The 23,393-nt window shown below is 57.2% G+C and carries 18 protein-coding genes; 10 read left to right on the top strand and 8 right to left on the bottom strand.

Annotated elements, in window-relative coordinates; all coding sequences use genetic code 11:
• Positions 1–8: 8 nt before the first annotated feature.
• Positions 9–1,031: a cytochrome d ubiquinol oxidase subunit II gene (locus AC5IJH_RS08770; RefSeq protein ID WP_491902434.1), complete on the top strand. Its 1,023-nt coding sequence runs from the start codon at positions 9–11 to the stop codon at positions 1,029–1,031.
• A gap of 102 nt (positions 1,032–1,133) precedes the next feature.
• Here the strand turns inward: AC5IJH_RS08770 and AC5IJH_RS08765 are convergent, their stop codons facing one another.
• The 4 genes from AC5IJH_RS08765 to budA form a co-directional block, all read right to left on the bottom strand.
• Positions 1,134–1,490, bottom strand: a complete 357-nt coding sequence (locus AC5IJH_RS08765) for a hypothetical protein (RefSeq protein WP_491902433.1) — start codon at positions 1,488–1,490, stop codon at positions 1,134–1,136.
• A 64-nt stretch (positions 1,491–1,554) separates the two neighbouring features.
• A complete protein-coding gene (mqo, locus tag AC5IJH_RS08760) occupies positions 1,555–3,042 on the bottom strand; it encodes a malate dehydrogenase (quinone) (RefSeq protein ID WP_491902432.1) in 1,488 nt (495 codons plus the stop codon).
• A gap of 29 nt (positions 3,043–3,071) precedes the next feature.
• Positions 3,072–4,757 carry an acetolactate synthase AlsS gene (gene alsS, locus AC5IJH_RS08755; RefSeq protein WP_491902431.1) on the bottom strand — a complete coding sequence of 562 codons (1,686 nt, stop codon included), beginning with the start codon at positions 4,755–4,757 and terminating at the stop codon, positions 3,072–3,074.
• On the bottom strand, positions 4,754–5,476 hold the full coding sequence (gene budA, locus AC5IJH_RS08750) for an acetolactate decarboxylase (protein WP_491902430.1): 723 nt from the start codon (positions 5,474–5,476) through the stop codon (positions 4,754–4,756). The genes alsS and budA overlap by 4 nt, the downstream gene beginning before the upstream one ends.
• 421 nt (positions 5,477–5,897) lie before the next feature.
• Here budA and AC5IJH_RS08745 point away from each other — a divergent pair, with 421 nt between their 5' ends.
• Complete coding sequence (locus AC5IJH_RS08745) at positions 5,898–7,547, top strand: FAD-dependent oxidoreductase (RefSeq protein WP_491902429.1); 1,650 nt, start codon at positions 5,898–5,900, stop codon at positions 7,545–7,547.
• Positions 7,548–7,796: 249 nt separating this feature from the next.
• On the opposite strand, the gene AC5IJH_RS08740 is transcribed toward AC5IJH_RS08745, so the two are convergent.
• Positions 7,797–8,645, bottom strand: a complete 849-nt coding sequence (locus tag AC5IJH_RS08740) for an SDR family oxidoreductase (protein ID WP_491902428.1) — start codon at positions 8,643–8,645, stop codon at positions 7,797–7,799.
• 345 nt (positions 8,646–8,990) lie between these two features.
• On the opposite strand from AC5IJH_RS08740, the gene AC5IJH_RS08735 reads away from it, so the two are divergent.
• The 3 genes from AC5IJH_RS08735 (at position 8,991) to AC5IJH_RS08725 (ending at position 14,256) form a co-directional block, all read left to right on the top strand.
• Positions 8,991–9,425, top strand: a complete 435-nt coding sequence (locus AC5IJH_RS08735) for a tautomerase family protein (protein WP_491902427.1) — start codon at positions 8,991–8,993, stop codon at positions 9,423–9,425.
• A 681-nt stretch (positions 9,426–10,106) separates the two neighbouring features.
• On the top strand, positions 10,107–11,201 hold the full coding sequence (locus AC5IJH_RS08730) for a glycoside hydrolase family 16 protein (protein ID WP_491902426.1): 1,095 nt from the start codon (positions 10,107–10,109) through the stop codon (positions 11,199–11,201).
• 52 nt (positions 11,202–11,253) lie between these two features.
• A complete protein-coding gene (locus AC5IJH_RS08725; protein ID WP_491902425.1) occupies positions 11,254–14,256 on the top strand; it encodes a sensor histidine kinase in 3,003 nt (1,000 codons plus the stop codon).
• Between the two features lie 31 nt (positions 14,257–14,287).
• Here AC5IJH_RS08725 and AC5IJH_RS08720 read toward each other — a convergent pair whose 3' ends face one another.
• Positions 14,288–14,917, bottom strand: a complete 630-nt coding sequence (locus AC5IJH_RS08720; RefSeq protein ID WP_491902424.1) for a response regulator — start codon at positions 14,915–14,917, stop codon at positions 14,288–14,290.
• Positions 14,918–15,970: 1,053 nt separating this feature from the next.
• Between AC5IJH_RS08720 and AC5IJH_RS08715 the strand changes: the two genes are divergently transcribed.
• Positions 15,971–16,732, top strand: a complete 762-nt coding sequence (locus AC5IJH_RS08715) for a response regulator transcription factor (RefSeq protein WP_491902423.1) — start codon at positions 15,971–15,973, stop codon at positions 16,730–16,732.
• Positions 16,733–16,897: 165 nt separating this feature from the next.
• On the opposite strand, the gene AC5IJH_RS08710 is transcribed toward AC5IJH_RS08715, so the two are convergent.
• A complete protein-coding gene (locus tag AC5IJH_RS08710) occupies positions 16,898–17,143 on the bottom strand; it encodes a F0F1 ATP synthase subunit A (RefSeq protein ID WP_491902462.1) in 246 nt (81 codons plus the stop codon).
• Between the two features lie 516 nt (positions 17,144–17,659).
• Positions 17,660–18,118, bottom strand: a complete 459-nt coding sequence (locus AC5IJH_RS08705; RefSeq protein ID WP_491902422.1) for an ankyrin repeat domain-containing protein — start codon at positions 18,116–18,118, stop codon at positions 17,660–17,662.
• Between the two features lie 163 nt (positions 18,119–18,281).
• Between AC5IJH_RS08705 and AC5IJH_RS08700 the strand changes: the two genes are divergently transcribed.
• The 4 genes from AC5IJH_RS08700 to AC5IJH_RS08685 all read left to right on the top strand — a co-directional run bounded on the left by AC5IJH_RS08700 (position 18,282) and on the right by AC5IJH_RS08685 (position 23,312).
• Positions 18,282–19,178 (top strand): helix-turn-helix transcriptional regulator, encoded by an 897-nt coding sequence (locus AC5IJH_RS08700; protein WP_491902421.1) that lies wholly within the window; start codon positions 18,282–18,284, stop codon positions 19,176–19,178.
• A 198-nt stretch (positions 19,179–19,376) separates the two neighbouring features.
• Positions 19,377–20,435 (top strand): hypothetical protein, encoded by a 1,059-nt coding sequence (locus AC5IJH_RS08695; protein WP_491902420.1) that lies wholly within the window; start codon positions 19,377–19,379, stop codon positions 20,433–20,435.
• Positions 20,413–22,032, top strand: coding sequence for a CHAT domain-containing protein (locus AC5IJH_RS08690; RefSeq protein WP_491902419.1), 1,620 nt, complete (start codon positions 20,413–20,415; stop codon positions 22,030–22,032). The genes AC5IJH_RS08695 and AC5IJH_RS08690 overlap by 23 nt, the downstream gene beginning before the upstream one ends.
• Entirely contained in the window at positions 22,029–23,312 is a 1,284-nt protein-coding gene (locus AC5IJH_RS08685) for a S41 family peptidase (protein WP_491902418.1), read from the top strand. The genes AC5IJH_RS08690 and AC5IJH_RS08685 overlap by 4 nt, the downstream gene beginning before the upstream one ends.
• Positions 23,313–23,393 lie beyond the last annotated feature (81 nt).

The following is a 23,393-nucleotide window of genomic DNA, read 5'->3' as shown; positions in this document are numbered from 1 at the left end:
AGAGACCAGTGCCGATAAATGCGCTTCTTGCCGCGGTGATGGTAGTTGCCCTCGTGCTTTATGTGGTCCTCGGAGGAGCAGACTATGGCGCAGGGTTCTGGGATCTGCTCAGTAGCGGCCATCTGAAGGAAGAGCAAAGGAATTTAATCGCGAGCGCGATACGCCCTATCTGGGAAGCCAATCATGTCTGGCTTGTCTTGATGGTGGTACTCCTCTTTGCGGGATTTCCGCGGGCCTTTGGCGCGATCATGATTGCCCTCTGTGTGCCCATCCTGCTGATGTTGCTTGGAATTGTGCTGCGCGGATCGTCATTCGTGTTCCGAGCGTATTCGACCACCAACTCTGAGATGCAGCGAACGTGCGGGTACGTATTCTCAGCATCGAGCAGCTTCACACCGATCGTTGCCGGGATCATCCTGGCGTCTTTGTCTGACGGCCACCTGCTTGTTGCCGGTGATGAAAGCCTGAATGGATATATCTTCGACTGGCTGAACCCGTTTTCTCTCTGCGTGGGTCTGTCTACACTTGCCGTCTGTGCCTACCTGGCCGCAACCTACCTGGCTGTTGAATCGGAGAGCCGGGAGCTTCGCGATGCATTCCGTGGACGCGCGTTCGCTGCGGGCCTGGTTACTGCGTGCTTCGCCGCCGGCAGCGTCGTGCTGACGGAGTGGTATGCGCGGGCACTGAGAGCAGGCCTGCTTCATAGCGGGTTCGCTCTCTGTGCCGAGATCAGTGCGCTCGCCTCTCTGGTCGCCGGAGAGCTGGCTATCTACCGAGACCGGGTCAGGCTGGCACGAGTGATGGTGGCAGTGTTCGCGGGGTCGGTCGTGATTGGCTGGGCATCTGCGCAGTACCCGTACCTGGCTCGGCCGAACGCCACGATCTTCAACTCCGCTCTGTCTGAGAATGTGGTTAAGGATATTCTCCTGGCGTCGGCTGCTGGAGCTGTACTCCTCTTCCCATCGTTAGCGCTCCTGCTTTATATCTTTAAGGATCAGCGGAAGGAACGGGCGGTCGCCGCGTCGGAGTAGTTGCACCCGGGTGAGTCACAGAAGAGTGAAAGCGTAAAGGAGCAGAGAAGTGCAGCGGCCGAACTATCCGGCCGCTGCAAGGTGTCGTGCTGATGGAAGGGTTCAGTCGGGGATGAACTGCGTGTCTGCGCCTGGCGCGAAGATGACATAGGCACGACGCCACGGATCGTCGTTCAGCAATCGCCATGTGTGCCCTGTGCCCGTGTGATCTTCCGCAATAAGAACGTCTCCTGGCTTGATGGTGAAGGTCTCGCCACCCCTTGTCGTGAACTCAAGAATGCCACTGAGGGTTAGGACATACTGCGGAACAGGATCATTGTGCCAGTCGTAGGTAGAGTGTGCCGCAGTCTCCTTGAAATGGATGGTCCTTGCGTTGACCAGGACGTCTGCCCGCACGGACCCCGTCGTCACATGCGAATCGCCGTCTGGGCCGGTGTAGATGCGGTAGGCGCGGATCATGTTCCTCCTTGGATTATGTAGTGCATGTTCAGACGACCTGATTGGGCGCCTGAGCTAATTGCTCTTAGAGATTGACGATATTCAGAGCGGCGGCTGTGTCAGCCCTCACCCTCTTGCAGAGGTCGGTGTTGGTGATGAGCGATTCGCCATAAGAGGGGATCAGTGCGCGCAGCTTATCGATCCAGCCTCCGTGGTCGAGACGATCGGTAAAGCATCGCTCGATGACTTCCAACATGATCGCCACCGAAGTAGATGCGCCCGGCGATGCCCCGAGCATCGCGGCCAGGGACTGATCTGCCGCATGCACGATCTCTGTCCCGAACTGAAGAACTCCACCGCGAAGCGGATCCTTCTTGATGATCTGCACCCGCTGACCTGCCACCTCCAGGCGCCAATCCTGCTCGCTCAATGCGGGGTAGAACTCGCGAAGAGCGGCGAACCGTTCTCCCTGCGACTCCATCACCTGGCCGACGAGGTACTCGGTGAGAGCAACGTTGTCCTTACCCACGGCCAGCATGGGGAGCAGGTTTTCTGGATCTATTGATCCAAACAGATCGAGATAGGAGCCATGCTTCAGGAATTTTGTAGAAAAGCCGGCATATGGACCAAAGAGGAGGGATACCTTACCGTCGACGTGACGTGTATCCAGATGTGGAACTGACATGGGGGGCGAGCCAACGGACGCCTTCCCATAAACCTTCGCGTTGTGTCGAGACGCAACCACGGTCGAGTCGCAACGAAGCCAGATGCCGCTGACGGGGAATCCAGCGTATCCACGGCCCTCCGCGATACCGGACTTTTGTAACAAGGGGAGTGAGCCTCCGCCCGCTCCGATAAAGACGAAGTTGGTCTCGAACTGGTCGGATTCGCCTGTCATCTCATCGCGAACGGTTACTCTCCAGCGGGCTCCAGCTCGCTCGAGATTCTGCACGCGTTGCAGGAACTTGATTTGGAACCCTTTCATTTCGCGCAGCGAATCGAGCAGGACGGATGTCAAGGCGCTGTAATCAACGTCCGTGCCCGTGCACATCCGCGTGGCTGCAATGGTCTCGCCTGGACTCCGGCCCTCCGTCACCAAGGGGAACCATTCGCGCAGTGTGCTCGTGTCGTCGGTGTACTCCATACCCTTGTAGTTTGGGTGTGCAGTAAGCGCTGCATGCCTGCGCTTAAGAAGATCAACGTTGTCCTTGCCCTGAACAAAACTGCAGTGAGGAACAGAGTGGATGAAGGCCTGGGGCTCCTTGATTGCGCCTTCACGAACCAGAGAAGCCCAGAACTGGCGAGAGAGGTCGAACTCCGTATTTACAGTCAGCGCCTTGGAGATGTCGACCTTGCCTTTTGCATCCTCCGGGGTATAGTTCAGTTCGCATAGGGCGGCGTGTCCAGTTCCGGCATTGTTCCATGCGTTCGAGCTCTCCTGCGCTTCAGAGCTGAGGACCTCGTAAATGACGATCTGCATCGAGGGATCCAGGCGCTTGAGAAGCGCCGCCAAAGTGACGCTCATGATTCCTGCCCCGATGAGGACGGCATCCGGCTGTCGTAATGATTCCATGGTGACTCCTCCCTGTGTTTTCGCGATGTTTAGTGGATTGCCCGTGTATCGACGTTCTCGAAGAGCATGTGATTGTCCCTGTAATCAACCGAGACCCCTACGATTACTGGTCCGGATGCATCCATGGCTCGCTTCATCACAGGCGCGATTTCATCGGGAGAGCGAATCATCAGCCCGGTCGCTCCAAATGACTCTGCAAATCTCACGGGATCGACCGGACCGAACTCGACACCTGACGACCGGCCGTACTTCTGTCGCTCTTGAATCGCAACCATGTTGTAGGTGCCATCAATCCACACCATGTGCACGACGTGCGATTGCAGGCGGACTGCCGTCTCGAGCTCCATCGCGGAAAACAGGAAACCACCATCGCCGGATATTGAGACGACCTTCTCAGCTGGGCGCACGAGTGTCGCAGCTATCGCCCACGGAAGGGCAACACCCAGAGTCTGCTGTCCGTTGGTCATGAGCACCTGTCGGGCGCGGAAACTGTGAAGATTCCGTGCTACCCAAAGATGAAACGAACCCATGTCGAGACAGAGGGTCATGTCAGAAGTGAGGATCGACTGGAGTTCCGAGACAAGCCGTAACGGATGAATCGGCGTTCCGCCTTTAGCTGCACCGATACGGGCGGCTTCTTCTCGCTGTTGAGTGATCTCGCTCAGCAGCTTCGACATTTCAGGATCAGGCCTTTTGTGCTTCACCAGGGCTGCTAATGCAGAGGTGGTCGGGCCAATCGCGCCGATCGATTCGACGCTTGGGCGGTAGCTGTTGTCGATGTCCGCCTTCCCAGAATCGACATGGATGATTGAGCGGTGTTTGCCTGCATTCCATATGGAGGGCCAATACTCGACGGGATCATAGCCGATGGTGATGACCAGGTCCGCGGCTGCGAGTACCCGGTCCCCCGGCAGATTGTTCGTCTGCCACACGCGCCCAGCGAAGTTGAGATAATCGACGAGCGAGACTGTGCCGGCAGCTTGAAAAGTACCAACTACAGGAAGCTTTCCATCTGTAAGGAGTTGCTGAATCCCGTGGATGTTTTCCGGCTTGCTGGCCAGCATCCCCACAAGTACGATCGGCTTTTGAGCTTCGTTAATGAGCTTCGCCGCGTCTCGAATTGCGTCCGCGTTGGCAGGCCCGAGTATCGGGGTTGGCGTTGGGTCGATCGCTTCACATTGCGCCGGGGAGGCCATCACATCGAACGGAACGCTGACGAAGGCTGCGCCGGGCCGTTCCTCCTCCGCTGCGCGAAATGCGTTCTCCATCACCTCCGCTACAGCTGTGGGTGAAGTCACCTCCACGCTGTATTTCGTGACCGGCCTGCACAGGCTGACGGAGTCCAACGTCTGGTGAATCTTCTTCAATCTATCCTGAAGTGCCACGGCACCTGCGATAGCTACAATCGGATCTCCCTCGGCCTTCGCCGTGGCAAGCCCGGTCACCAGGTTAGAGCTGCCTGGCCCCGAGGTTGCGATCGCGACACCAGCTCTGCCTGTCATTCTGCCAACGCCGCCAGCAATGAAGGCCGCATTCTGTTCGTGACGGCACACTACGGTCTGGATCGAAGAGTCAGCAAGGGCGTCGAAGACACCGTCGATCTTTGCGCCGGGAACACCGAATACCCATTTGACATTGCGGCGTTCGAGCGCCTCGACGACTACATGGGCACCGGTCTTCGGCGGTTGCTTTCTCGCTACGTCCAGGCTCATCATTTCCTCTCTGCATCCTTTCCCTCAGCCGCGCTGAGGTCCTTGGAACGGTCTGTCGTGAGGTCTGCCCGCAGAAAGTCCTCGGAGTCTGGAAGCGAAAGATGGAACTCCGTCATGCGCTCGAATTGCAGAACGAGGCCCGCTCCGGCACATTCCAGGACGTGTCCACCCCCGCTTCGGTCCTTCGCGACGAAATGAAAGTGGTACCCAGGAATATCGACCGAGCCGGCAAATACCGGCGACCATAATCCGACGAGTGTTCCTTCTATATCCCTGAATTGAAACTCGGCCTGGACAGAAGCTGCCGCATTCAGGGTGGTCCCACTTTCCGTGCGCTTCATCGCGCGTGTATGCATGAAGCTGAATACCCCATCGACACGGAACGCGTAGAAAAGGTTCTGCGACGTCCGATGCTGATCCGAGATCGCACAAAGCTCCGCGAAGCTATGAACGTCATTCAACAGAACAGACTCGTCGGGTGAGAAATAGAGAACCGTTGCGAATGGTGTTCCTGTGTGCCCCTCGACGCTGTGCACGGTGCCATCGCTTCGTACCTGATAGACAACACCATCCAGGACGACCATCTCTCCATCCAGCTGATCGAATGTGCCAAGTCCGAAATCCCCATGACGAAGCAGGATGGAGCTAGAGACTGCCTCCTGATACACACCTTGGACGAGTGCCCGCGAAGTGGATACCTGGAACAGTGTGTGCACGGGCATTCCAAGAGCTCGCCCGAGTGCACGTGAGGCAATGGCCGACGTGTCTTCTCCCGTCGCGTGAGATCGTAGCTGCAGAGCGGCGAGGACAGAATCCGGAACTTCGATAGACAAAGTTGGCATTCGCTACCCCACGGAGACTTTGCATTTGGTCTAGACGCGTGTGAACACGCCTGCGAGACTTCACGTTGTCGTCGCTGTCGGCTCACCGATGAAAGCATCTTAGGTGGCTCTCCCAGTCAAGGACAATTCAGTGTTTATGGAATATCGATCAGCAGATCAAGAAAAATAGACTGGAATAAATCTGTGAACGTATATCAGTGCGAGGCTAGTGGCAGCGGAGATAAAGTCCTGAGTGGGCGCCATGGCCGTCACATATCTCAAGATATCTGAGAATGCATGAGATATATCAAGGGGTTTTGTTATGGCAAGGATCGATGGACCGGTCAACCCACAGGCAGTGTCGCTTCCGTCCGCCGCTTACGCGAAGCTGTCCCCTGACCAGCTTGCGCGGGCTGCGCAATATGGAGTTCTGCGAAACCATACTTCCGCCGTACGGCTATACCGGCAGGGCGAACGTGCAGCTGACTTTTACATCGTGTTGGACGGCGTAGTTCAGACATTCTGGTCAGACGCTGTCGACGGTAAGGAGCAGTTCATATCGCTCGAGCCCGGTGAGTTCAGTGGGGAGCTCAACCTGTTGAATCAGAGGGAGACTCTGATTGCGGCGCGCGCGATGGAAGGCAGCAGCGTGCTGCGGGTTCCGAGGGAGCGTCTGCGGGAGTTCCTTATCGCAGAGCCAGATATTGATGAGATTGTCGTTAGGACCATCGTGCACCGGCGGCAATGGTTCGTGCAGATGGGAGTCGGCGGCCTGAATGTGATTGCTGACGCAGGCGGCAGCGGCTCGGAGAAGCTCGCGCGCTTTTTGACGGCCAACACGTACCCGTTTCACGTGGTCCATGCGCGGAGCTCTTCTGAAGCTCGAGCTTTCGTGCAAGAGCGGAGTCTGCAGGAGACGGATCTCCCAGCCGTGGTCTCAGGGAAGTGGATGTTGAAGCGCCCCGAATTGCGCGCTCTTGCTACCAAGCTTGGCATATCTGAGGACGTGCGTGAGGGTACTACGTGGGACGTCGTTGTGGTGGGGGCGGGCCCGGCAGGGCTCGCAACCGCTGTCTACGCGGCGTCGGAGGGGCTTCGCACGCTCGTAGTGGACAGCTACGCGGCCGGCGGCCAAGCCGGGACCAGCTCGAGGATAGAGAACTACCTCGGCTTCTCGAATGGCGTCTCAGGTGCCGAACTTGCAAAGCAGGCGCAGGTGCAGGCTGAAAAGTTTGGTGCGACCGTCGCTGTTTGCAGGGAAGTGACAGGTATCGACTGTTCAGACGAAGCATTCCTTGTGACCCTGGATGGCGAGAGCGCAGTTGCGGCTAGATCAGTTGTCATCGCCACCGGAGCGAAGTATAGAAAGCTAGATGTTCCGGGGCTGGAACGGTTCGAAGGTGCTGGCGTTCACTATTCTGCGACTCCGGTCGATGTTCAATCCTGCCGCGGGCTTGCGGTTGTACTGGTCGGTGGCGGGAACTCTGCGGGGCAGGCTGCGATGTATCTTTCCGCTCGCGCCAGCCATGTACATATGCTGATTCGCGGACCACATCTCGCCAGCACAATGTCTGACTACCTGGTGCAGCGTATCCGTGCTTCGAAGTCGATCACTCTACACCCGTGTTCCGAGGTAGTAGAACTGGGGGGGAGCCCACGTCTGAGTCACCTGACGTGGCGATCAGGTGCTACCAGTGGCACGACCGTGTTCGAATCGGAGCACTTGTTTGTAATGATTGGGGCAGATCCATGTACGAAGTGGCTGAAGGACTGCGTGGACCTGGACGCGAATGGGTTTGTAAAAACATCTTCGGGATCTGAGGACCGCGGTCCTTTTGAAACGTCGGTGCGCGGCATCTTTGCGGTTGGCGATGTTCGGTCTGGCTCGGTCAAGCGGGTTGCTTCTGCTGTTGGCGAAGGGTCCGTAGTGGTCGCATCTGTTCACAGATACTTGGACACCCTGGGGCTATAGCGATTTGGACCTCTTTGAGGTGTTCGGCTTTGTCATGCCTGCGATGAAGCCTCATTCGTCGAAGCTAGAGCGGGTGAACGCCAGGACATTCTGAAGAGAGATGGCCGAGAGCGTCATTCTGGCCGTCCTGAGCTCAACATAGCGTCTCGGGGCTTTAGAAGGTCGGCGCGGGGATTGCAGAGGCAAAAGAGTTCCGGGACCACCTGTTCAGCGGCCCCGGATGTTTGCACAGGAGTGAAGTGTCAATCATCAGTCGGAAACGGGAGTTTCCGGCTTCATTTCATACGATCTCTGCAGGCTCGCCGGCCGCGTACCCAGGCCCTCTCGTATCTTCTTACTCCATGGAGCATCGATGAGCCGCTTCGTCTCCTCAAGCATCGACTTAGGCTCGAGATTGCGGTAGGTGTCGACCTCACCCGCGGCGACCGCCGTCAGCGTCGCATACACCGGTTCGGGATCGAACTGAGACCGAGGAAAGGCGAGTTTCGAGTACTCGTATAACCGCTGGGTAGGTTCGTCTTCCCAGCTCTTCCAGGTTTCGAAACCGCGGTCATTGAAACCTGTAAGGAACGGGCCCGGATTCACGGTGGCCACCTCGATTCCGAACTCCTGCAGTTCGAGGCTCATTGTCTCTGCAATTGCTTCGACGGCATGCTTTGAGGCGGAATAGATGCCTGTGAACGGATTGGTGTTCAGGCCCTCACGAGACGAGACCCAGACGATACGCCCCTGTCCGCGTTTCACCATCTGCTTGGCGATTCCCTGGGTCAACAACAAAGGACCGGTGACGTTCACCTCAAACTGGTGGCGGATGTTCTCTCCAGGGATGTCGAGCACAGACCCGCCTTCAAGGACGCCGGCGTTGTTCACCAGAATCTCGATGCCCCAACCGAGTGCCTTACGGCGATCCCCATCGTTCGTCACGTCGAGCTTTTCGACGGTAAGTCGGACGCCCCGTGAAGCCGCTTGGCGCTTCAGAGTCTGAACCTGAGCCCAGATTTCGACTGCCGCGATGACGTCGAAACCTTTCTCCGCAAGCCGCATAGCGGCCTCAAAGCCAAAGCCCGTGCCTGCGCCCGTGATCAATACCTTCTTCATGCTCGCCTCCTCTGGCGTCGAACAACCGTGAATCTACTCCCATCTAGAGTGAGAGCTACAGTTCCTTGTGGAAAGGTACTTGCCACTCCGACCAGGCAGTTACTGGTCCTACTACTACTCCTGCGGACCCGCTGAGTTCTATTGCATCTTCATAGAATGGAAGGCCGCGCATCTATATTAGCTTTGCCTCCGATCATGCTTGAAAGATGGCATAGAACCCACCGCAGCTCGCGCGATAGAGTCAGCAACGTTTGTAGACCAATGCATGCGCACGGTAGTAGCGGTCGCAAGTGCAAATCTCGAACATCGAACTTGCCTGAGCTCGCATGACGAAGGAGACGCGATATGCCGAAGGTGTTTATCCACTATCCAGAGGGAGCATTCACTCACGAGGCGCTGGCCGCACTCGCGGCGGAAATCACAACAACCGGGCGGGAGTGTGAAAAGCTGCCTGATACGGCGTACGTTCGAAGCAACATCTGGGTCTACGCCGAAGAGTACCCGGCACAGAGGGTATTCCATGGAGGCAAGAATGGCGGGACGAAGGTCATCAGCTTGGAGGTCAACGTCGTCGCAGGCGCCCTTGACGCTGAAGCGCGGAGCGTGTTGATTGCACGCTTCACGGATGCTGTCGGAAGGCACGCGGGTATTCTTCCGCAAGAGCGTGTTCCTGCGTACGTCGTCATCCGCGAAGTTCAGCCTGAGAACTGGGGGATGTTTGGAAAGCCAATTACGCTTGAGTCCCTGCGCAATCCGCCGGCTAACGCGAAGCCAGTGTAAGTGCTTGCGGACCCGCGTAAATCGTCACTGATCGGCGCTTGGGTTTGGTGTCTCGCGCTCTGCTGATATCGAAACGCACCCGTGTGTCGGGATAAGTCAGCACGTATCGCTAAAGCGATCTCTGACTTGATGATCCTCTGGGCACCGGCACGCAGCTCGAATGTACACAAAGGGACACAGTCTCCTGCGCGCCCCCTTTGTCGTTTCCCACAGGGTGCGGTCTGAACTCCCCACGATTCGCCCTGAATCCGGCAAGCGATAGAGCTCAAGACCCTGGACTTAGGGTGTGGCTAAACTTCGCGAATCCTCAACACGGCCGGCCGCATCCGTCCCCTACAGACGGCAGATTCCTATCGCGCTGGCTATATGTCCTCTGTGCAGGATGTGCTAAAACGATTTCTCCTGATCTTCCATGCACCGCTGGGGATCCGAAGGAGGGGCCACGCGTGGCTTTGGGCAAGATCGACCCTGTTAAACACGGGAAACCCTTTAAAAGGCTCCGGCGCCACGAAAGGCCGTGTTCGCAAGATGGGCCGCTCGACACCGGAACCGAACCCTTTCTGCGGCCAGCGAGTTTAGCTTCCTGGTTGCTCAGTCGCTAGATCAGCTCGTGGGGGAACTAACAACCTCTTCGATAGGAAGGACTTCCTGATTTCGCTGGCGCGGGAAGCGCCCTGAAAGGTGTTCAAGTTGTTTATCGCTGATCTCTGCTCAAAGAAAGCGAGCATGACCGTGTTGTGGGCAATCATGAGCGCCATCCTTATTGCTTGCCAATCTGGCCCCGTATCGACCAAGCCCTCAGTCGAGATCACCCAGGTTCCTCCCGCCGACCCTGGCGGGCCAGTTCAAATGGGCTTTATTGAGGGTCGGGCCTCTGGTATTAAGCCTGGCGAGCAGATCGTTCTTTACGCTCGCGCCGGAATATGGTGGATTCAACCATTCGCGAGCCGAGCAACTACAGTGATTCAGCCGGACGCGTCTTGGCGCAATTCAACCCATCTTGGCACAGAGTATGCGGCACTTCTTGTTGAGCCCGGCTTTCATCCAGCCACCAAGATGGAGACCTTACCCGCGGCTGGAAACGGAGTCGTTGCCGTAGCGAGCGCCACGGGGAAGTCAGGAAAGCCGATTGCCTCGAAGATCGTCCACTTCAGCGGTTATGACTGGCGCGTACGGACAGCAGTCAGCGACCGCGGGGGACAACCCAATGCATATGACGCGGCGAATGCATGGACGGATGAGAAAGGATCATTGCATTTGCGCATACAAGAACAGAACGGTGTTTGGTCCTGTGCAGAGGTGAGCCTGCTTCGTAGCCTGGGATACGGCACCTACGTCTTCGTTGTCGGCGATACTAGCCATCTCGGGCCGTCGGCTGCTTTGGGGCTTTACACCAATGATGAAAATCGAACCAGCGATGTGCCAGACGAATTGGATATAGAGACGAGCCGCTGGGGCATCGCTGACAGCAACAATGCACAGTATGTCGTACAGCCCTTTTACATCTCCGAGAACGTTGCCCGCTTTGTGGCTCCTGCCGGCGTGCTGACTCACACGTTGCATTGGGAGCCGGGACGTGTTTCGTTCAAGACCGTTCGCGGGTCGACAGCCGGGGGACGAGCAGCTCCAAAAGTCAGTGAACACGTCTTTACATCTGGCGTCCCCACTCCTGACAAGGAGACTGCGCACATCGACTTGTACAATTACCGCCGATCCAAGAACTCGCCTCTGAAAGAAGAGGAAGTTGTAATCGAACGATTCGAGTTTCTGCCTTAACGGGGTGATGCAAGTGTTCCGGCTACGCAGAAGCTTCCTATGCGGATTCGCATTGCTGGGCCTCGCGAATGCTGCATTCTCACTCGATCCGTCGAGAAAAGTCTCGCAGTACGTCTATGACAGTTGGGGTGAGGCGAAAGGCTTCGCCGGCGGCGCGATTTACGCGATCGGACAGTCGGCCGATGGTTACCTGTGGATCGGGACCGAGAGAGATCTGGTCCGGTTCGACGGAGCCAACTTCACGCTGATTCAGCGGCCGCTTCCAGACGCGCCTCCTGTCGGCCCTGTGAGGGGATTCATCTCCGATTCAGATAGAAAACTGTGGATCCGGCTCGAAGGAGCTCGGATGCTTCTCTATCACGAGGGAAAGTTTGAGGACCCGTACAGGTTGTTTGATTTACAGGGCATGATTGTCACGGCGTCGGCTTTGGATGACCAGTCTCGGGTACTGTTCACCGGACTTGGGGATCGTACGTTCCGCTACGATCATCAGCAACTCCAGACACTGCTGCCTGCAGAACAGAGCCCCGGAACTGTGATGTCACTGGCGGGCACCCGAGACAAGAGCATCTGGTTGGGGACCAGAGAGAACGGCTTATTTCGTTTGCAGCGAGGTGAGATCGCAGGGGTGGCTCCGGGCTTCGTAAAGTCTGCGATCAATTGTCTTGCTCCGAGTGGAAATGGGGGGCTCTGGATTGGAACCGACGATGGACTTTACCTATTAGAGGTTGGTGCAAAGAAACCCGTTTCCTTGCCGGCGCTCAAGGGCCTTCAAATCCTTGCGATGGCGAAGGACCACGATAACAATCTGTGGGTGGGAACAAAGCACGGTCTGGTTCGCGTCACCTCATTCGGAGCGGTCTCACTTGAACTGGTTGACCAACGGGCCGTCCATGAAGTGAGAGCGATCTTTGAAGATCGGGACGGCGATATCTGGTTCGGAGGATCTCAAGGTCTGGAGCGGCTGCGTAACGGGATGGTGACCTCCTATTCAGTTGCCGACGGCCTTCCCTCCGCGGGGGGCGGACCGATCTACATAGACTCAAAGAGCAGAATATGGTTTGCTCCGTTCGCGGGCGGCGTCTTCTTAGTGACCGATGGGCGCGCGAAGCGAGTCACACTTGCCGGCCTTTCCCGGGATGTCGTTTATTCAATCACCGGCTGCGGCAATCGAATCTGGATAGGCAGACAACATGAGGGTCTGACAGCCCTTACCGAAGTGACCCATTCATTTTCAGCTCGCACCTATAAGACAACCGACGGCCTTGAACAAAATAGCGTGTATGCAGTGCACTGCGGTAAAGACGGAGCAGTCTGGGCCGGAACCGTCAGCTCTGGCGTGAGCCGCTTGCTTGGCGGACGGTTTAAGAATCATTCAAGTACCAATGGCCTTCCCTCAAATGCGGTCAATGCAATCGCCGAGAGCTTCGACCGAACGATTTGGGTCGCAACTCCGGATGGACTCGCCTCCTATTCCGATGCACGCTGGAAGACTTACACCGCCCAAGATGGGTTGCCGTCGTCTGTAGTGAAGTCGGTTTTCGAAGATGAGTCGCACACACTTTGGATTGCGACATCTGGAGGCTTAGCCTACTTCTCAGACGGCAAGATAACCGTTCCTGGCAATCTGCCGGAGTTACTACGAGAGCAGGTGTTTGGCATTGCCGAAGATTCCTGGGGCTTCCTTTGGTTTACAACCGCTGATCACGTGCTGCGAGTCAACCGGGAGCGGCTCATCTCAGGATCACTTCTGGAGACTGACATACAGAGCTTTGGAGCTGAAGATGGATTGAAGGGACGCGAGGTCGTTAGCCGCAACAACACCGTCGTAGCAGATCACACCGGCCGCATTTGGCTGTCGCTGAGCTCTGGCCTTTCCATGGCGAATCCAAACGTGACGATAAAGACCTTTTACCCAGTAGCGGCTCGAATTGAAGCAATCTCCGCAGGCGGAAAGCCCCTAAGCCCGGCAGCTCCCATAGAGATCCCTCCTGGAATTCACGCCGTTACGTTGAACTATGGAAGCACGAACCTCTCCTCTCCAGAACGGATTCGATTCCGCTACAAACTCGATGGCGCGGGCCAGGACTGGAGCAATGTCGTCGCCTCGAGGCAAGTCGTCTTTTCAAACTTGGGCCCGGGATCCTATGTCGCCCGTTTTGTAGCATCGAATGGCATCGGACTGTGGAATGGGCCAGAAACGAGTGTCCCGTTCGTCATCGAGCCAGCATTCTGGCAAAGATGGTCGTTCCGTATTCTATGTTTCGGCCTCTTGTTGACAGCCCTTTGGACTACGTATGTGCTGAGAATCCGTCACCTGACGGCGATGTTCCAGATTCGGCACCAGGAGCGACTGTCGGAACGCGAAGACATCGCTCGAGATCTACATGACACATTTTTTCAGGCTGTGCAGAGCCTATTTCTGCGTCTCCATACTGCTTCACGACGGCTTCCTGAGGAACACTCCGTCCGCCGGGCCTTGGAGGAGGTCCTTAATGAGTCGGATGGGGTGATGACGGAGGGGCGAGAGATGTTCCTGGACATACCTCAGAGGGAGACTAGGGAGCGGGACTTTGCCGAGACGATCGCGGGATATTGTGCTGAATTTGCATCAGCGCATCCCATTGAGTATGCGGTGCGGGTTGATGGTGAGCCCCGTAGCCTCGATCCTTTGGTTACGGCGGAGTTCGGCAAAATAGCGCGCGAGGCAATCTACAACGCGTTCCGCCACTCAATGGCAAAGGCTATCGAAGTGGAACTCATATACGGAAAGAGAGAGATGCGCCTGCGTGTCCGGGACAACGGCCAGGGCTTCGAGCCGGGACTCTTTGACGCTAACCCTGGTCACCGCCACCTCGGCCTGCATAACATGAGAAGTCGAGCGCGAAAGCTTGATGCGAACTTCAGGCTGTGGAGCCGTTTAGGCATCGGCACGGAGTTAGAGGTGATCTTGGATGGGCAGCGGGCCTACCGTACAAGGAATAAACCGTGGTCATTCTTTGGCTCATCGCACTCAAAAGATGAAACCGCGGGTAGTCGAGGTCGCATAGAGTGACTTGCATTGGCAACGCTCGAAATCGGCCAAATCAAATCTCGATATAACCGCGACGAACTGCAGTGACTACCGCTCCAGTCCGGTCGTCGACCCTTAATTTCACAAGTATGTTTTTCATATGGTTCTTCACCGTGTGCTCCGCAATTTGGAGGTCAGACGCGATGATCTTGTTTCCCTTTCCTTGCGCTACCATACGCAGAACGTCGAGCTCTCTGGCGGTAAGAGCCTCGTCTGCAATGTGCTCGGCAAGTTGCTGTGCGATGGCAGGTGGGATTCGCTTCATGCCGGCGTGAACCGCTCGTAGGGTCTCGACCAATTCTTTCCGGACGAGATTCTTAAGCAGGTACCCGACGGCCCCTTCCTGGAATGCGCGCAGCGCCTGAACGTGCCCGATGGCGGTGGTAAGCACGATAATCCGCGCCTTCGGAAACTCCTTACGGATGGCAATAATGGCATCAATGCCGTTCAACTTCGGCATGCAAACGTCCATGATCGTCACGTCAGGCCGACAGCTTCGGTAGCGAGATAATGCTTCTTCTCCGTCGGCAGCCTGTGCCGTCACGAGCATATCCAGCTGTGCATTGATTTCTCCCACGATGCCTGCAACCATCAGCGGATGGTCATCGACCACCAGGACTCGAATCTTGGCTGATGGATCCATTGGAACTCCCTCTGCTGAGTCATCTATCTGCAGGTGCCGTCACCCGCTCATATTACGCTCATGGGGCGGTGCCAGGATGACTCAAAAGGGCTAGGGCAGGTCGGTTCCGCAGGGTCATCCTATTCGATGTGGCCAGCACTATGATGAACCGGTGCAACGACTGTTCTCAATGTTTCCGACCGGCTTGCCTGGGATAGCGCTATTGTTTCTGCGGGCCAGTGTGCTTGGAATGCTCATTGACTCGGCCATCCAAAACTCTTCGATCGAGACCGTCAGCCCGTGGAGGATTGTAGGTTTGGGGGTCGTAGGCCTTCTGCTTATTTCAGGAGCAATGACTCCGATTGCGAGTTTCCTTTCCATAAGCTGCGAGGCCATCTATTGGCCCGCATGGGACGGCCTCGGGTCCTTCGAATTCTCTCTCCGAACACTAGTAATGCTCGCACTCCTGTTTCTTGGTCCAGGAGCTTACTCGATCGACTCGAAGATGTTCGGCCGGCGACTGATCCTTCCTCCTCAGTGACGTCAAGTGACTTGAATGCTTTAAGATCGTTCCAAAAGGGCTAGACCATCATTGGTCTATCGGGGCTGTCGGCACGTTTCTGGAACAGCTAATCTCCTTTCAGAGGATGTTTGTGGTTCCTCTCACGAGCCGAACCTCACGTTCACAGCTCATGGATGTAGGAGTGGATGGAGCTCGCTATGGAGGCTAATCCGGTTGACAGTGAACTCGAGGCCGAAAGGGCTTATTGGCAGGCCAGATTGACGAATCTGGAGATGCTCCTCTGCGAGCTCTTGTGTAAGAACGAACGATTGAGGCAAGAACGTCAACTGTTTGCTTGCGGGCGATCTAATCAGGAAGCTGGTCTGATGGATTCCTGAAGGAGCTGATGCAGGCTGGCTGCATCGAATGTGTGCGAGAACCGGTAAGCTGCATCGTGCTTTGTGTTGACTGACCGGCAGGAGGAGAAAATGCCCGCGTCCCCAGAACCAATCCTGTTCCCTCGTCTCCACTCCGGATTCCGGTCGAATCCGAGCCTTCACGGTGCTCCCCGCTTGATCCGGATCGATCCATCTCCCTCCTTAAAGACGATAGTGCTTGTCGTCTCCGGTGACGCGATTCGCGTCGGCAGCCTGACACACTTCTTTTCGACTCATTCGATCGATGTGAAAGCGTTTAGAACTGCCAAAGAATTCATGACTACTCCAGCCCCCGATGTAACTGCTTGCGTCATCCTTGACCTGAATCTTCCCGATTGCAGTGGACTCGAGGTACAAAGCAGGATCTCCGGCAGACAGGGGCCCCCTGTCGTCTTCGTCGCTGCGGGTGGCGACTTCAACGCTGGAGTGGATGCGATGAAGAGCGGGGCCATCGACTTCGTGCTGGAACCGCTCGACTACACGCGGCTCCTAGCAGCTGTTCAGACAGCCTTCGCCCAGGATCTCAGGGCGCGTCACGAACGCGTCGAACGTTCATCTCTACTTTGCCGTTGGGGCTCCCTGACGCCGCGAGAGCAAGATGTATTGCAGTTCACCGCAGCCGGCTTTCTCAACAAGCAAGCTGCAGCTGAACTTGGGATCACTGAAAATACGTTTCAGGTACATCGCGGCCGTGTGATGAGGAAGATGAAGGCGGACTCGCTAGCCGACCTCGTGCGAATGGCGACGCGCCTTGATTCGATCGCTCGCTCTGCCAAAAGGTGTGAATTCCCAACGCAATCCTTGAAGGCTATTCTTCAAGTGCTCGTCGAGAAAGAATGGGAAGCCTTTCCAGCAGCGGGATGCGGTCGGCAGTTCAGACGCAAGCGAACTCGGTAGATGAGGCGGGCATGTGCGAGCTTGCGACTGTGACCAGAAGCCATCAGATGACCTGCTCCAACTCAGCTTCCTGCCACTGAAAGAAGCCGTACTGGCACTCTCACGCTTTTGGCCGATGCAGACGACGCGGTGGCGGTTCCTGTCTGAAAATGCCATACGCCGGCTCTAGTGTTCGTGCGAGATCGCTTGGGCGATGTAGATCAGCGCCAGCATCATGAACAGGTGCGCGTGAATCACAGAGACAGCAAAGTGCATGCCGAGGAAGATCGCAGGGATGACGATGGGCACGAGCGAAAAGAAGACCAGTGTCACCATGTCGCCGGCGAACGTATTCGCATACAAACGCACCGTGAGCGACAGAATACGTGAGAAGTGCGACACGATCTCGATGGGAAGCATGAGCGAAGAGATCCACTCGGCACGTTCTGCTCTCCCTCAGAGACGTAGATGGACCCGTCTCGGGTGATCGCTATATATCCCAGATCGTGAAACAGGTTTCCACCAAACGCGTCGATCAAGGTGCCGCGCGGACCAAGCTTTGCGACTCGCGGGGCGCCACCATTTGTGACGTAGATCTCTCCTGAAGACGATATGGCGATCCCTTCCGGGCCAGCCCTGAGGCGATCTGATGCCGTGAAGGTTGCCCACTCAGCGAGCTTGCGGCCCGTAGGCGAGATCTCCACAACCCGGAAGCGACTCTTGTGATCGTTGTCCGTGACATATGCATTCCCGCTCTCATCGAAGGCGAGGTTGTCGGGGCCGTAGAAGCAGATGACGCACTTTGCCTGAGAAGCGGGCTGTGCGACGGGTCTGCTCAAGGCTACGTGCTTCGGTACGGCGACACCGAAACACATTAGTGAGCAGAGCGCGGCGAAGAGGCGCATCATGGATGAGGTACCTGGTCCGGCGTTGCTGTTAAGGTCAGCGCTACTTCAAGGAATCCAAGAAGGCTAGTACCGCTTCCGCACCATTCACGCCTTTTCGCATGCCGGCTTCGGCGTGAGCCCGCAGCGGGATGCCATGCGGCCCTTTCGAATCACGTAGCCCAGGCACAGCCGCTAGGGTAGCCTTCACGATCTCCACGTGTCCGAGCATAGCCGCGGGGAACAGATCCATGCGTGCACCCTTGCTGAGCAGGTACTCAGCAATATCAGCGCGACCCATGTGGCCCGCAGCACCCATGGCGGTTTCGTAGTCGCCGCCGCCCCAGTCCCATGCGGAATTCAGCAGCGCCGGCTCTTGCTCGAGGAGCGCCGTCACCTTCACCAGGTCGCCATGCGCATTTGCCACAAAGTCATGCACAAGTGTCAGAGCGATCTGCGGTTTGGTGGCGGGCGGACTATTGCTCTGCATGCCTGATACATGTATGGTTTGCTGGGTCAGCATGGCAGTCCCCAAGACGGCCGTCGCAGCCTTTGCGAAGTCCCTACGCGAGTGTTCACTCATCGGTTCCCTCTGGGGAGAGATCATCATCTCCCTGGTTGCCAACGTAACGGGCACGCGACTGCGCCGCTTCTTCCAAACTGCTTTTTTAAGGTGATTACCTCCGATGGATGCTCCGCTGCTAGTCAATCCGGAAGCGGACGTGCTGGGGAAGCAGCACGCAATCTTCACCGGATCGGCGCGACGATACCAAACGCCAGAAGTGAGGGGAGTGCTCTCAATCAAGCGCGTGCTCGCTGGCGAGGCGACTTGGTGCGTCTCCGGGCGCAGGTTCACTGTTAGGAGTACATCTTGGCTTCTTCTTACGGAGGGTCAGCCCTACTCACTCGAGATCGAAGCCGCGACCCCGGCCACCACCTTCTGTCTGTTCTTCCGTGACGCGTTCGTCCCGGATGTGGCGAACAATCTGAGTCAATCTGAGGAGACGTTGCTCGAGCAGCACCGACGCCTGCACGGCAGGGAACTGCGCCCCGGCCTGCGAGCCGCCTCCAACCGTCTTTTCTCTAGCCTCGACCATCTGAAGAATGCGATCGCGAGTGGCCACACGTTCGACTGGACCGGCGGGGTCGTACAGAGTGCGCTGGCTCTGCTGGACGACGAGGCCGCCGAGTGGGAGATGGGTCGAAGGCTCATGTTCGCGAAGGCCGCTACACGCGATGAAGTGCGGTGCCGCGTCCAACGCGGTGTCGATTTCATGCTCTCGAACCTCCCCGTCAAGCTGTCGACTCTCGCCATCGCGCGCGAGGCCGGCCTATCTGAGTTTCACTTCCACCGCTCCTTCAGGACTCTCTACCGTCAGACCCCGCACTTGTTTTTGCAAAGGCAGCGTCTGCAGCTTGCAGCCGCGCTCCTGCGAGACACAAAACTGCCAGTCACGGAGGTGTGCGCGCAAGCGGGATTCCAAAGCCTGGGCTCGTTTGGTTCCCTGTTCACTAGGACCTTTGGAATATCACCACGACTGTACCGGCAGGACCGGTCCAGTCCGACAGACTTTCAGCTGTGACATCATTGCTGTTCTTCAACTCTGGACACCTCTGGAGCGCCTGGCGATGACCTAGCCGATTCTGGCGCTTATCGGCCGGACTCCGATAGACATGTCGGGGCATTTTCGCGACTCCAAAGGGTGGAGAGCCGTGTGAAAGCCAAGTGAAAATGAGAACACCTGGCTGCCACAAGTTGCTCACCAGCTGTCGTCTCTGCCATGATTACAACCGAGTATCAGAGTTCCATGCGAGTTGCTTTTTCCCCAAGCCTTCGCATCGTCGCCGGTCTCATCCTTGCTGCGCTGCTGAGCGTTGCCGGATATGACGCCTTCGTGCGGACCTCTCGGTCTCCGAGGGCGATGCTGGAGAGAGCCGACGAACTGTCATGGCTGAATAGCTGGATCGCAGCGGCCCCGATCTACCGGGAAGCAGAGGCCGAATTTGGCAGGAGGGGCGATTCTGGCAGGGCGCTGTATGCGCGGGTGAGCCAGATCCCCGCGCAAAGTGAATCGTCCACACGAAGCCCGGACCAGATCGCTGTATTGCGCAACGATCTAGATCTCCCTGATGCTCGCGATCCTGAAACCCGCCTACGCATCCTGACCATACTCGGCATGCTGGAAACAAACTACGACGCGGAAATGGCCCGCGAGACCTGGGTTAAGGTGAGGTCCCTTGCGCTTGCGCAGCATCATCTACTGCTTGCATCGCGTGCAGTTGGAGAGGAGGGAATTGCCGCTTTCCTCCTTGGTGATATTGCAACCGCTCGGAAGGACGTCGGGCAGGCTTGGCTGGTGGCGAAGTTCGCCGACCCCGGCGCTCGCATTCGCTATGCCAGCATGTATGGAACCGGTCTTGTCGAGTTGCACAAGTTCAAAGAGGCAAACGTGCCGCTCGATGAAGCGATCAGAGTGGCAGTGAGTACACGGAACGCGGCCTACCCTTCCATCGCTGTCGACGCCAAGATTGAGGCGCTGAGTGGCACCGGCAGGAACGCCGAGGCCCTCGCACTCGCAAATGACGCGATGCAGAAGGGTTGCGTCACTTCATCTCGCCGGGCATTTGTACGAGCTCTATCAAGCGCGCGCGCGGGTCTACGAGGGGATGAAAGACTGGAGTCAAGCGGTTTCGGACCTCCGCGATGCTGCGGTCTATGCGAAACAACTGTCGTACTGGCGTGGCGTTACTCAAGCCGAAGGCTTTTTAGCGGAAGCATACCTGCACACCGGAGACACACATTCGGCACTGACGGCGGTGAACGAAGCCATCGCTGCTAACAAGAGGATCCCGGATGAGCTGTACTTCGTACCTTCTAATCTGGCGATCAAAGCTCAGATCCTGGCACGGCTCGGGGATGTCAAGGCTTCGAATGAGTACTACGAACAGAGTGCGGACATTCTGGATGCCCTTCTCAGCAGAGCTCCGACGCCCACGGTGGAAAGGCAGCTGTTGAGCGAACTGAGCAATGTGTACGCCGGGTATTTCGCCTCGCTCTGCGATCAAGGCAGAACGCCCGATGCATTCCGCACTCTCGAGAGAGCAAGGGGGCGTGTCGAAGCGCAGGGCCTTTCCCATCACGAGGTCGTCATTCCTAATCAACCAACGCCGGCAGATTTGCGATTGAGCCAACTAGACGTGCAGTTGCTCGACACGCAAGACCCGAGCCGACGAGCGGCAATACTTGACACGATCTACGCCACAGAACGAGAACTCGACGGGTCAAATCCGAGCCCTGTCCCTAGTCCTGTCTCGCTCGCCGCACTCCAAAGGGAGTTGCAGCCCTCCGATTTGTTCATCGAATACGTCTTGGACGAGCCGGTCTCGTACGCGCTGGCGGTGACCAGTACAACGGTGCACCGGTACGAACTGCCAGCCCGAACCGAAATCGAGGAAGACTCAGACCAGTACCGGTCTGAACTCCTCAAACGCAAGACGGACACCACGCTGGCCGCGAAGCTGTACAACGAACTTCTGGCCCCAATCCCTGAATACAAGCAGAAGACGAACCTGATCGTCGTTCCAGATGGGAGGTTGCACCTGCTGCCGCTCTCTGCGCTCATGGCTTCCGGCCAGTATGTCTTGGCATCGCATGTTGTGAGTGTTGTGCCCTCAGGGTCAGTGCTGGATCTGCTCCGCCACCCTCATCTGCCGAGCACGCAAGACGACCTGCCGTACGTGGGAGTAGCCGCTTGGACTTCAAATCCGCCATCTCCGAACCTGCTTGCTTCTATCCGTCGCGCCGTTTCTGGACTTAGCAGGCAGGACTTGGTGGCCCTGCCGGAGAGTCGGAGGGAAGTGGAGACCATCGCGGACGACCTCCCGAAACCCAGCACCATTCTCCTTGGGGGTCATGCGACCAAGGCGGCTTTCCGCGAGCTTCCGCTCAATGAGTACCGGGTCATTCACCTGGCACTCCATGGATACGCAGATCCCGAATACCCAGATCGTTCCGCCCTCGTCTTTGCTCCTCACTCGTCATCCACTGACGATGGTCTGCTCCAAGTGCGGGAGATTCGCACCTTGCCGCTGAACACCGATCTCGTAACGCTCTCGGCTTGCGACACAGGACTCGGCCCCGTAAGCGAGGAGGGCGTCGACAACATTGTTAACGCGTTTATCGAAGCGGGAGCGCAGAGTGTGGTCTCGACTCTTTGGGATGTGGAAGACCACGCGACTGCGCAACTGATGATCTCCTTCTACCGACAGCTGAGCCTGCGCAAACCCAAGGCAGAAGCACTGCGCGATGCGCAACTCGAGCTGATGAACTCTGGTGATCCACCATACTTCTGGGCCGGATTCGAACTCGCAGGGGAACCAAGTGCAACGTTGTTCCCTGAATCTGAAGCGGTCTCGACGAAGAGGAATGTGCAATGAGTGGAGCAGGCGCTGCCGTCGGACAAGAGAACTTGGGGCTATCAGATCAGGAGAAGCACCGCATATTGCAAAAGGTGCTCACCACTTTAGAGAAGCGCTTCTACTCGCCCGAGAAGTTGAATGACAGTTGGCACGCGGCGGTGAAGAGGCATAGAAGCGCAATCGAATCCGCTCCCAACGCGAATGCCTTCGAGCAAGCCATGACCGATCTGCTGGCGCAACTGCAGACGAGTCACCTCGGGTTCTTTCACCAAAGTGCGCGTCGCGCATCGAGCCGTGCTGCCCTAAGCGCAACCTACTTGGCAGATGAGACGGATTACGGGAACCGGTGGATTTTCCAGGATGTCCATGCGGGCGGCGCGGCCGCCACTGCGGGCATCGAGCCCGCCAATATTCTCCTCAGCGTAGGCGGCCGTGACATCACGCCACCGGATCACCCGGTGTTTCCGATGGGCGAGCCGACCGAGGTTGAAGTAATCGATAACGACGAACTCCGGCGAAAGGTGACGGTGGACGTAGCACGTCCGAAAGGGAAGAAGCTTCACTTTATCGAACCCACGCTCGTCGAAGCCCGTCACCTCGGAGACGGAGTTGGCTACCTGAAAGTAGCGATGTTCCCTGGCATGGTCGGAGTCGTTGTCGCAAATCAGATCACCGATGCTGTGCGATCTCTGGATGGAGTGGATCGGCTGATCATCGACTTGCGCGGGAACACTGGAGGCGGGGTCGGCGCGTTACGCGTCATGAGCCTGTTGACCCCGGAGAAGATTCCGGTCGGCTTTGCTTTAGACAAGCGCCGGGCCGCGGGATACCTCGACCGTGAGAAGCTGAGCTTTCCCCGCTTCTCACGGATTCCATCGAATACTAAGGCGCTCTGGCCCTTGGCACTGCGATTCGCTCCCGCAATGCTCACACAAAAGCCTGTGGTCCTAGATACCGAGGGTCTCGGTCCACAGCGCTTCCACGGACGAATCGTGTTGCTGGTAGATCGCCACACTGCCAGTGCGGCAGAGATGATTGTTGCGTTTGCACGTGAGAACAAGCTAGCGACCATCGTCGGTGAGCAGACGGCCGGACGGCTCTTGTCGGCGACCTCTGTGAAAGTTGGGGCGGGGTACCGCTTGGCACTCCCCACCGGCGCATACCACACCTGGAAAGGCGACGTTCTCGAAGGGACACCGATCGAGCCGGACCATCTGGCCCGATTTGATTGGCGCAGCCGACGGGACGGAAGCGATCAACAGCTTGGAGCCGCTTTAGGGATCTCGATAGCCAGTTGAGCACCTGAGGCAATCGTTGCCGATGGACGAGTGAAGCTGGCCCAAGTTGGGGTCCTCAGTCGTTTTTGGTGGCTACAACTT

The organism is Candidatus Dedyshia acidiphila, assembly GCF_051025295.1.
GTDB lineage: Bacteria > Acidobacteriota > Terriglobia > Terriglobales > Acidobacteriaceae > KBS-83.
The sequence above is the reverse complement of the archived record's forward strand: the minus strand, read 5'-3'. Positions and strand labels throughout refer to the sequence as shown.

What these genes read in the sequence shown, in the direction of transcription:
- AC5IJH_RS08765 (WP_491902433.1), bottom strand. Translation starts at nt 1,490, where the DNA reads ATGATCCGCGCCTACCGCATCTACACCGGCCCAGACGGCGATTCGCAT.
- mqo (WP_491902432.1), bottom strand. Translation starts at nt 3,042, where the DNA reads ATGGAATCATTACGACAGCCGGATGCCGTCCTCATCGGGGCAGGAATC.
- alsS (WP_491902431.1), bottom strand. Translation starts at nt 4,757, where the DNA reads ATGATGAGCCTGGACGTAGCGAGAAAGCAACCGCCGAAGACCGGTGCC.
- budA (WP_491902430.1), bottom strand. Translation starts at nt 5,476, where the DNA reads ATGCCCGTGCACACACTGTTCCAGGTATCCACTTCGCGGGCACTCGTC.
- AC5IJH_RS08745 (WP_491902429.1), top strand. Translation starts at nt 5,898, where the DNA reads ATGGCAAGGATCGATGGACCGGTCAACCCACAGGCAGTGTCGCTTCCG.
- AC5IJH_RS08740 (WP_491902428.1), bottom strand. Translation starts at nt 8,645, where the DNA reads ATGAAGAAGGTATTGATCACGGGCGCAGGCACGGGCTTTGGCTTTGAG.
- AC5IJH_RS08735 (WP_491902427.1), top strand. Translation starts at nt 8,991, where the DNA reads ATGCCGAAGGTGTTTATCCACTATCCAGAGGGAGCATTCACTCACGAG.
- AC5IJH_RS08720 (WP_491902424.1), bottom strand. Translation starts at nt 14,917, where the DNA reads ATGGATCCATCAGCCAAGATTCGAGTCCTGGTGGTCGATGACCATCCG.
- AC5IJH_RS08705 (WP_491902422.1), bottom strand. Translation starts at nt 18,118, where the DNA reads ATGCTGACCCAGCAAACCATACATGTATCAGGCATGCAGAGCAATAGT.
- AC5IJH_RS08700 (WP_491902421.1), top strand. Translation starts at nt 18,282, where the DNA reads ATGGATGCTCCGCTGCTAGTCAATCCGGAAGCGGACGTGCTGGGGAAG.
- AC5IJH_RS08695 (WP_491902420.1), top strand. Translation starts at nt 19,377, where the DNA reads ATGATTACAACCGAGTATCAGAGTTCCATGCGAGTTGCTTTTTCCCCA.
- AC5IJH_RS08685 (WP_491902418.1), top strand. Translation starts at nt 22,029, where the DNA reads ATGAGTGGAGCAGGCGCTGCCGTCGGACAAGAGAACTTGGGGCTATCA.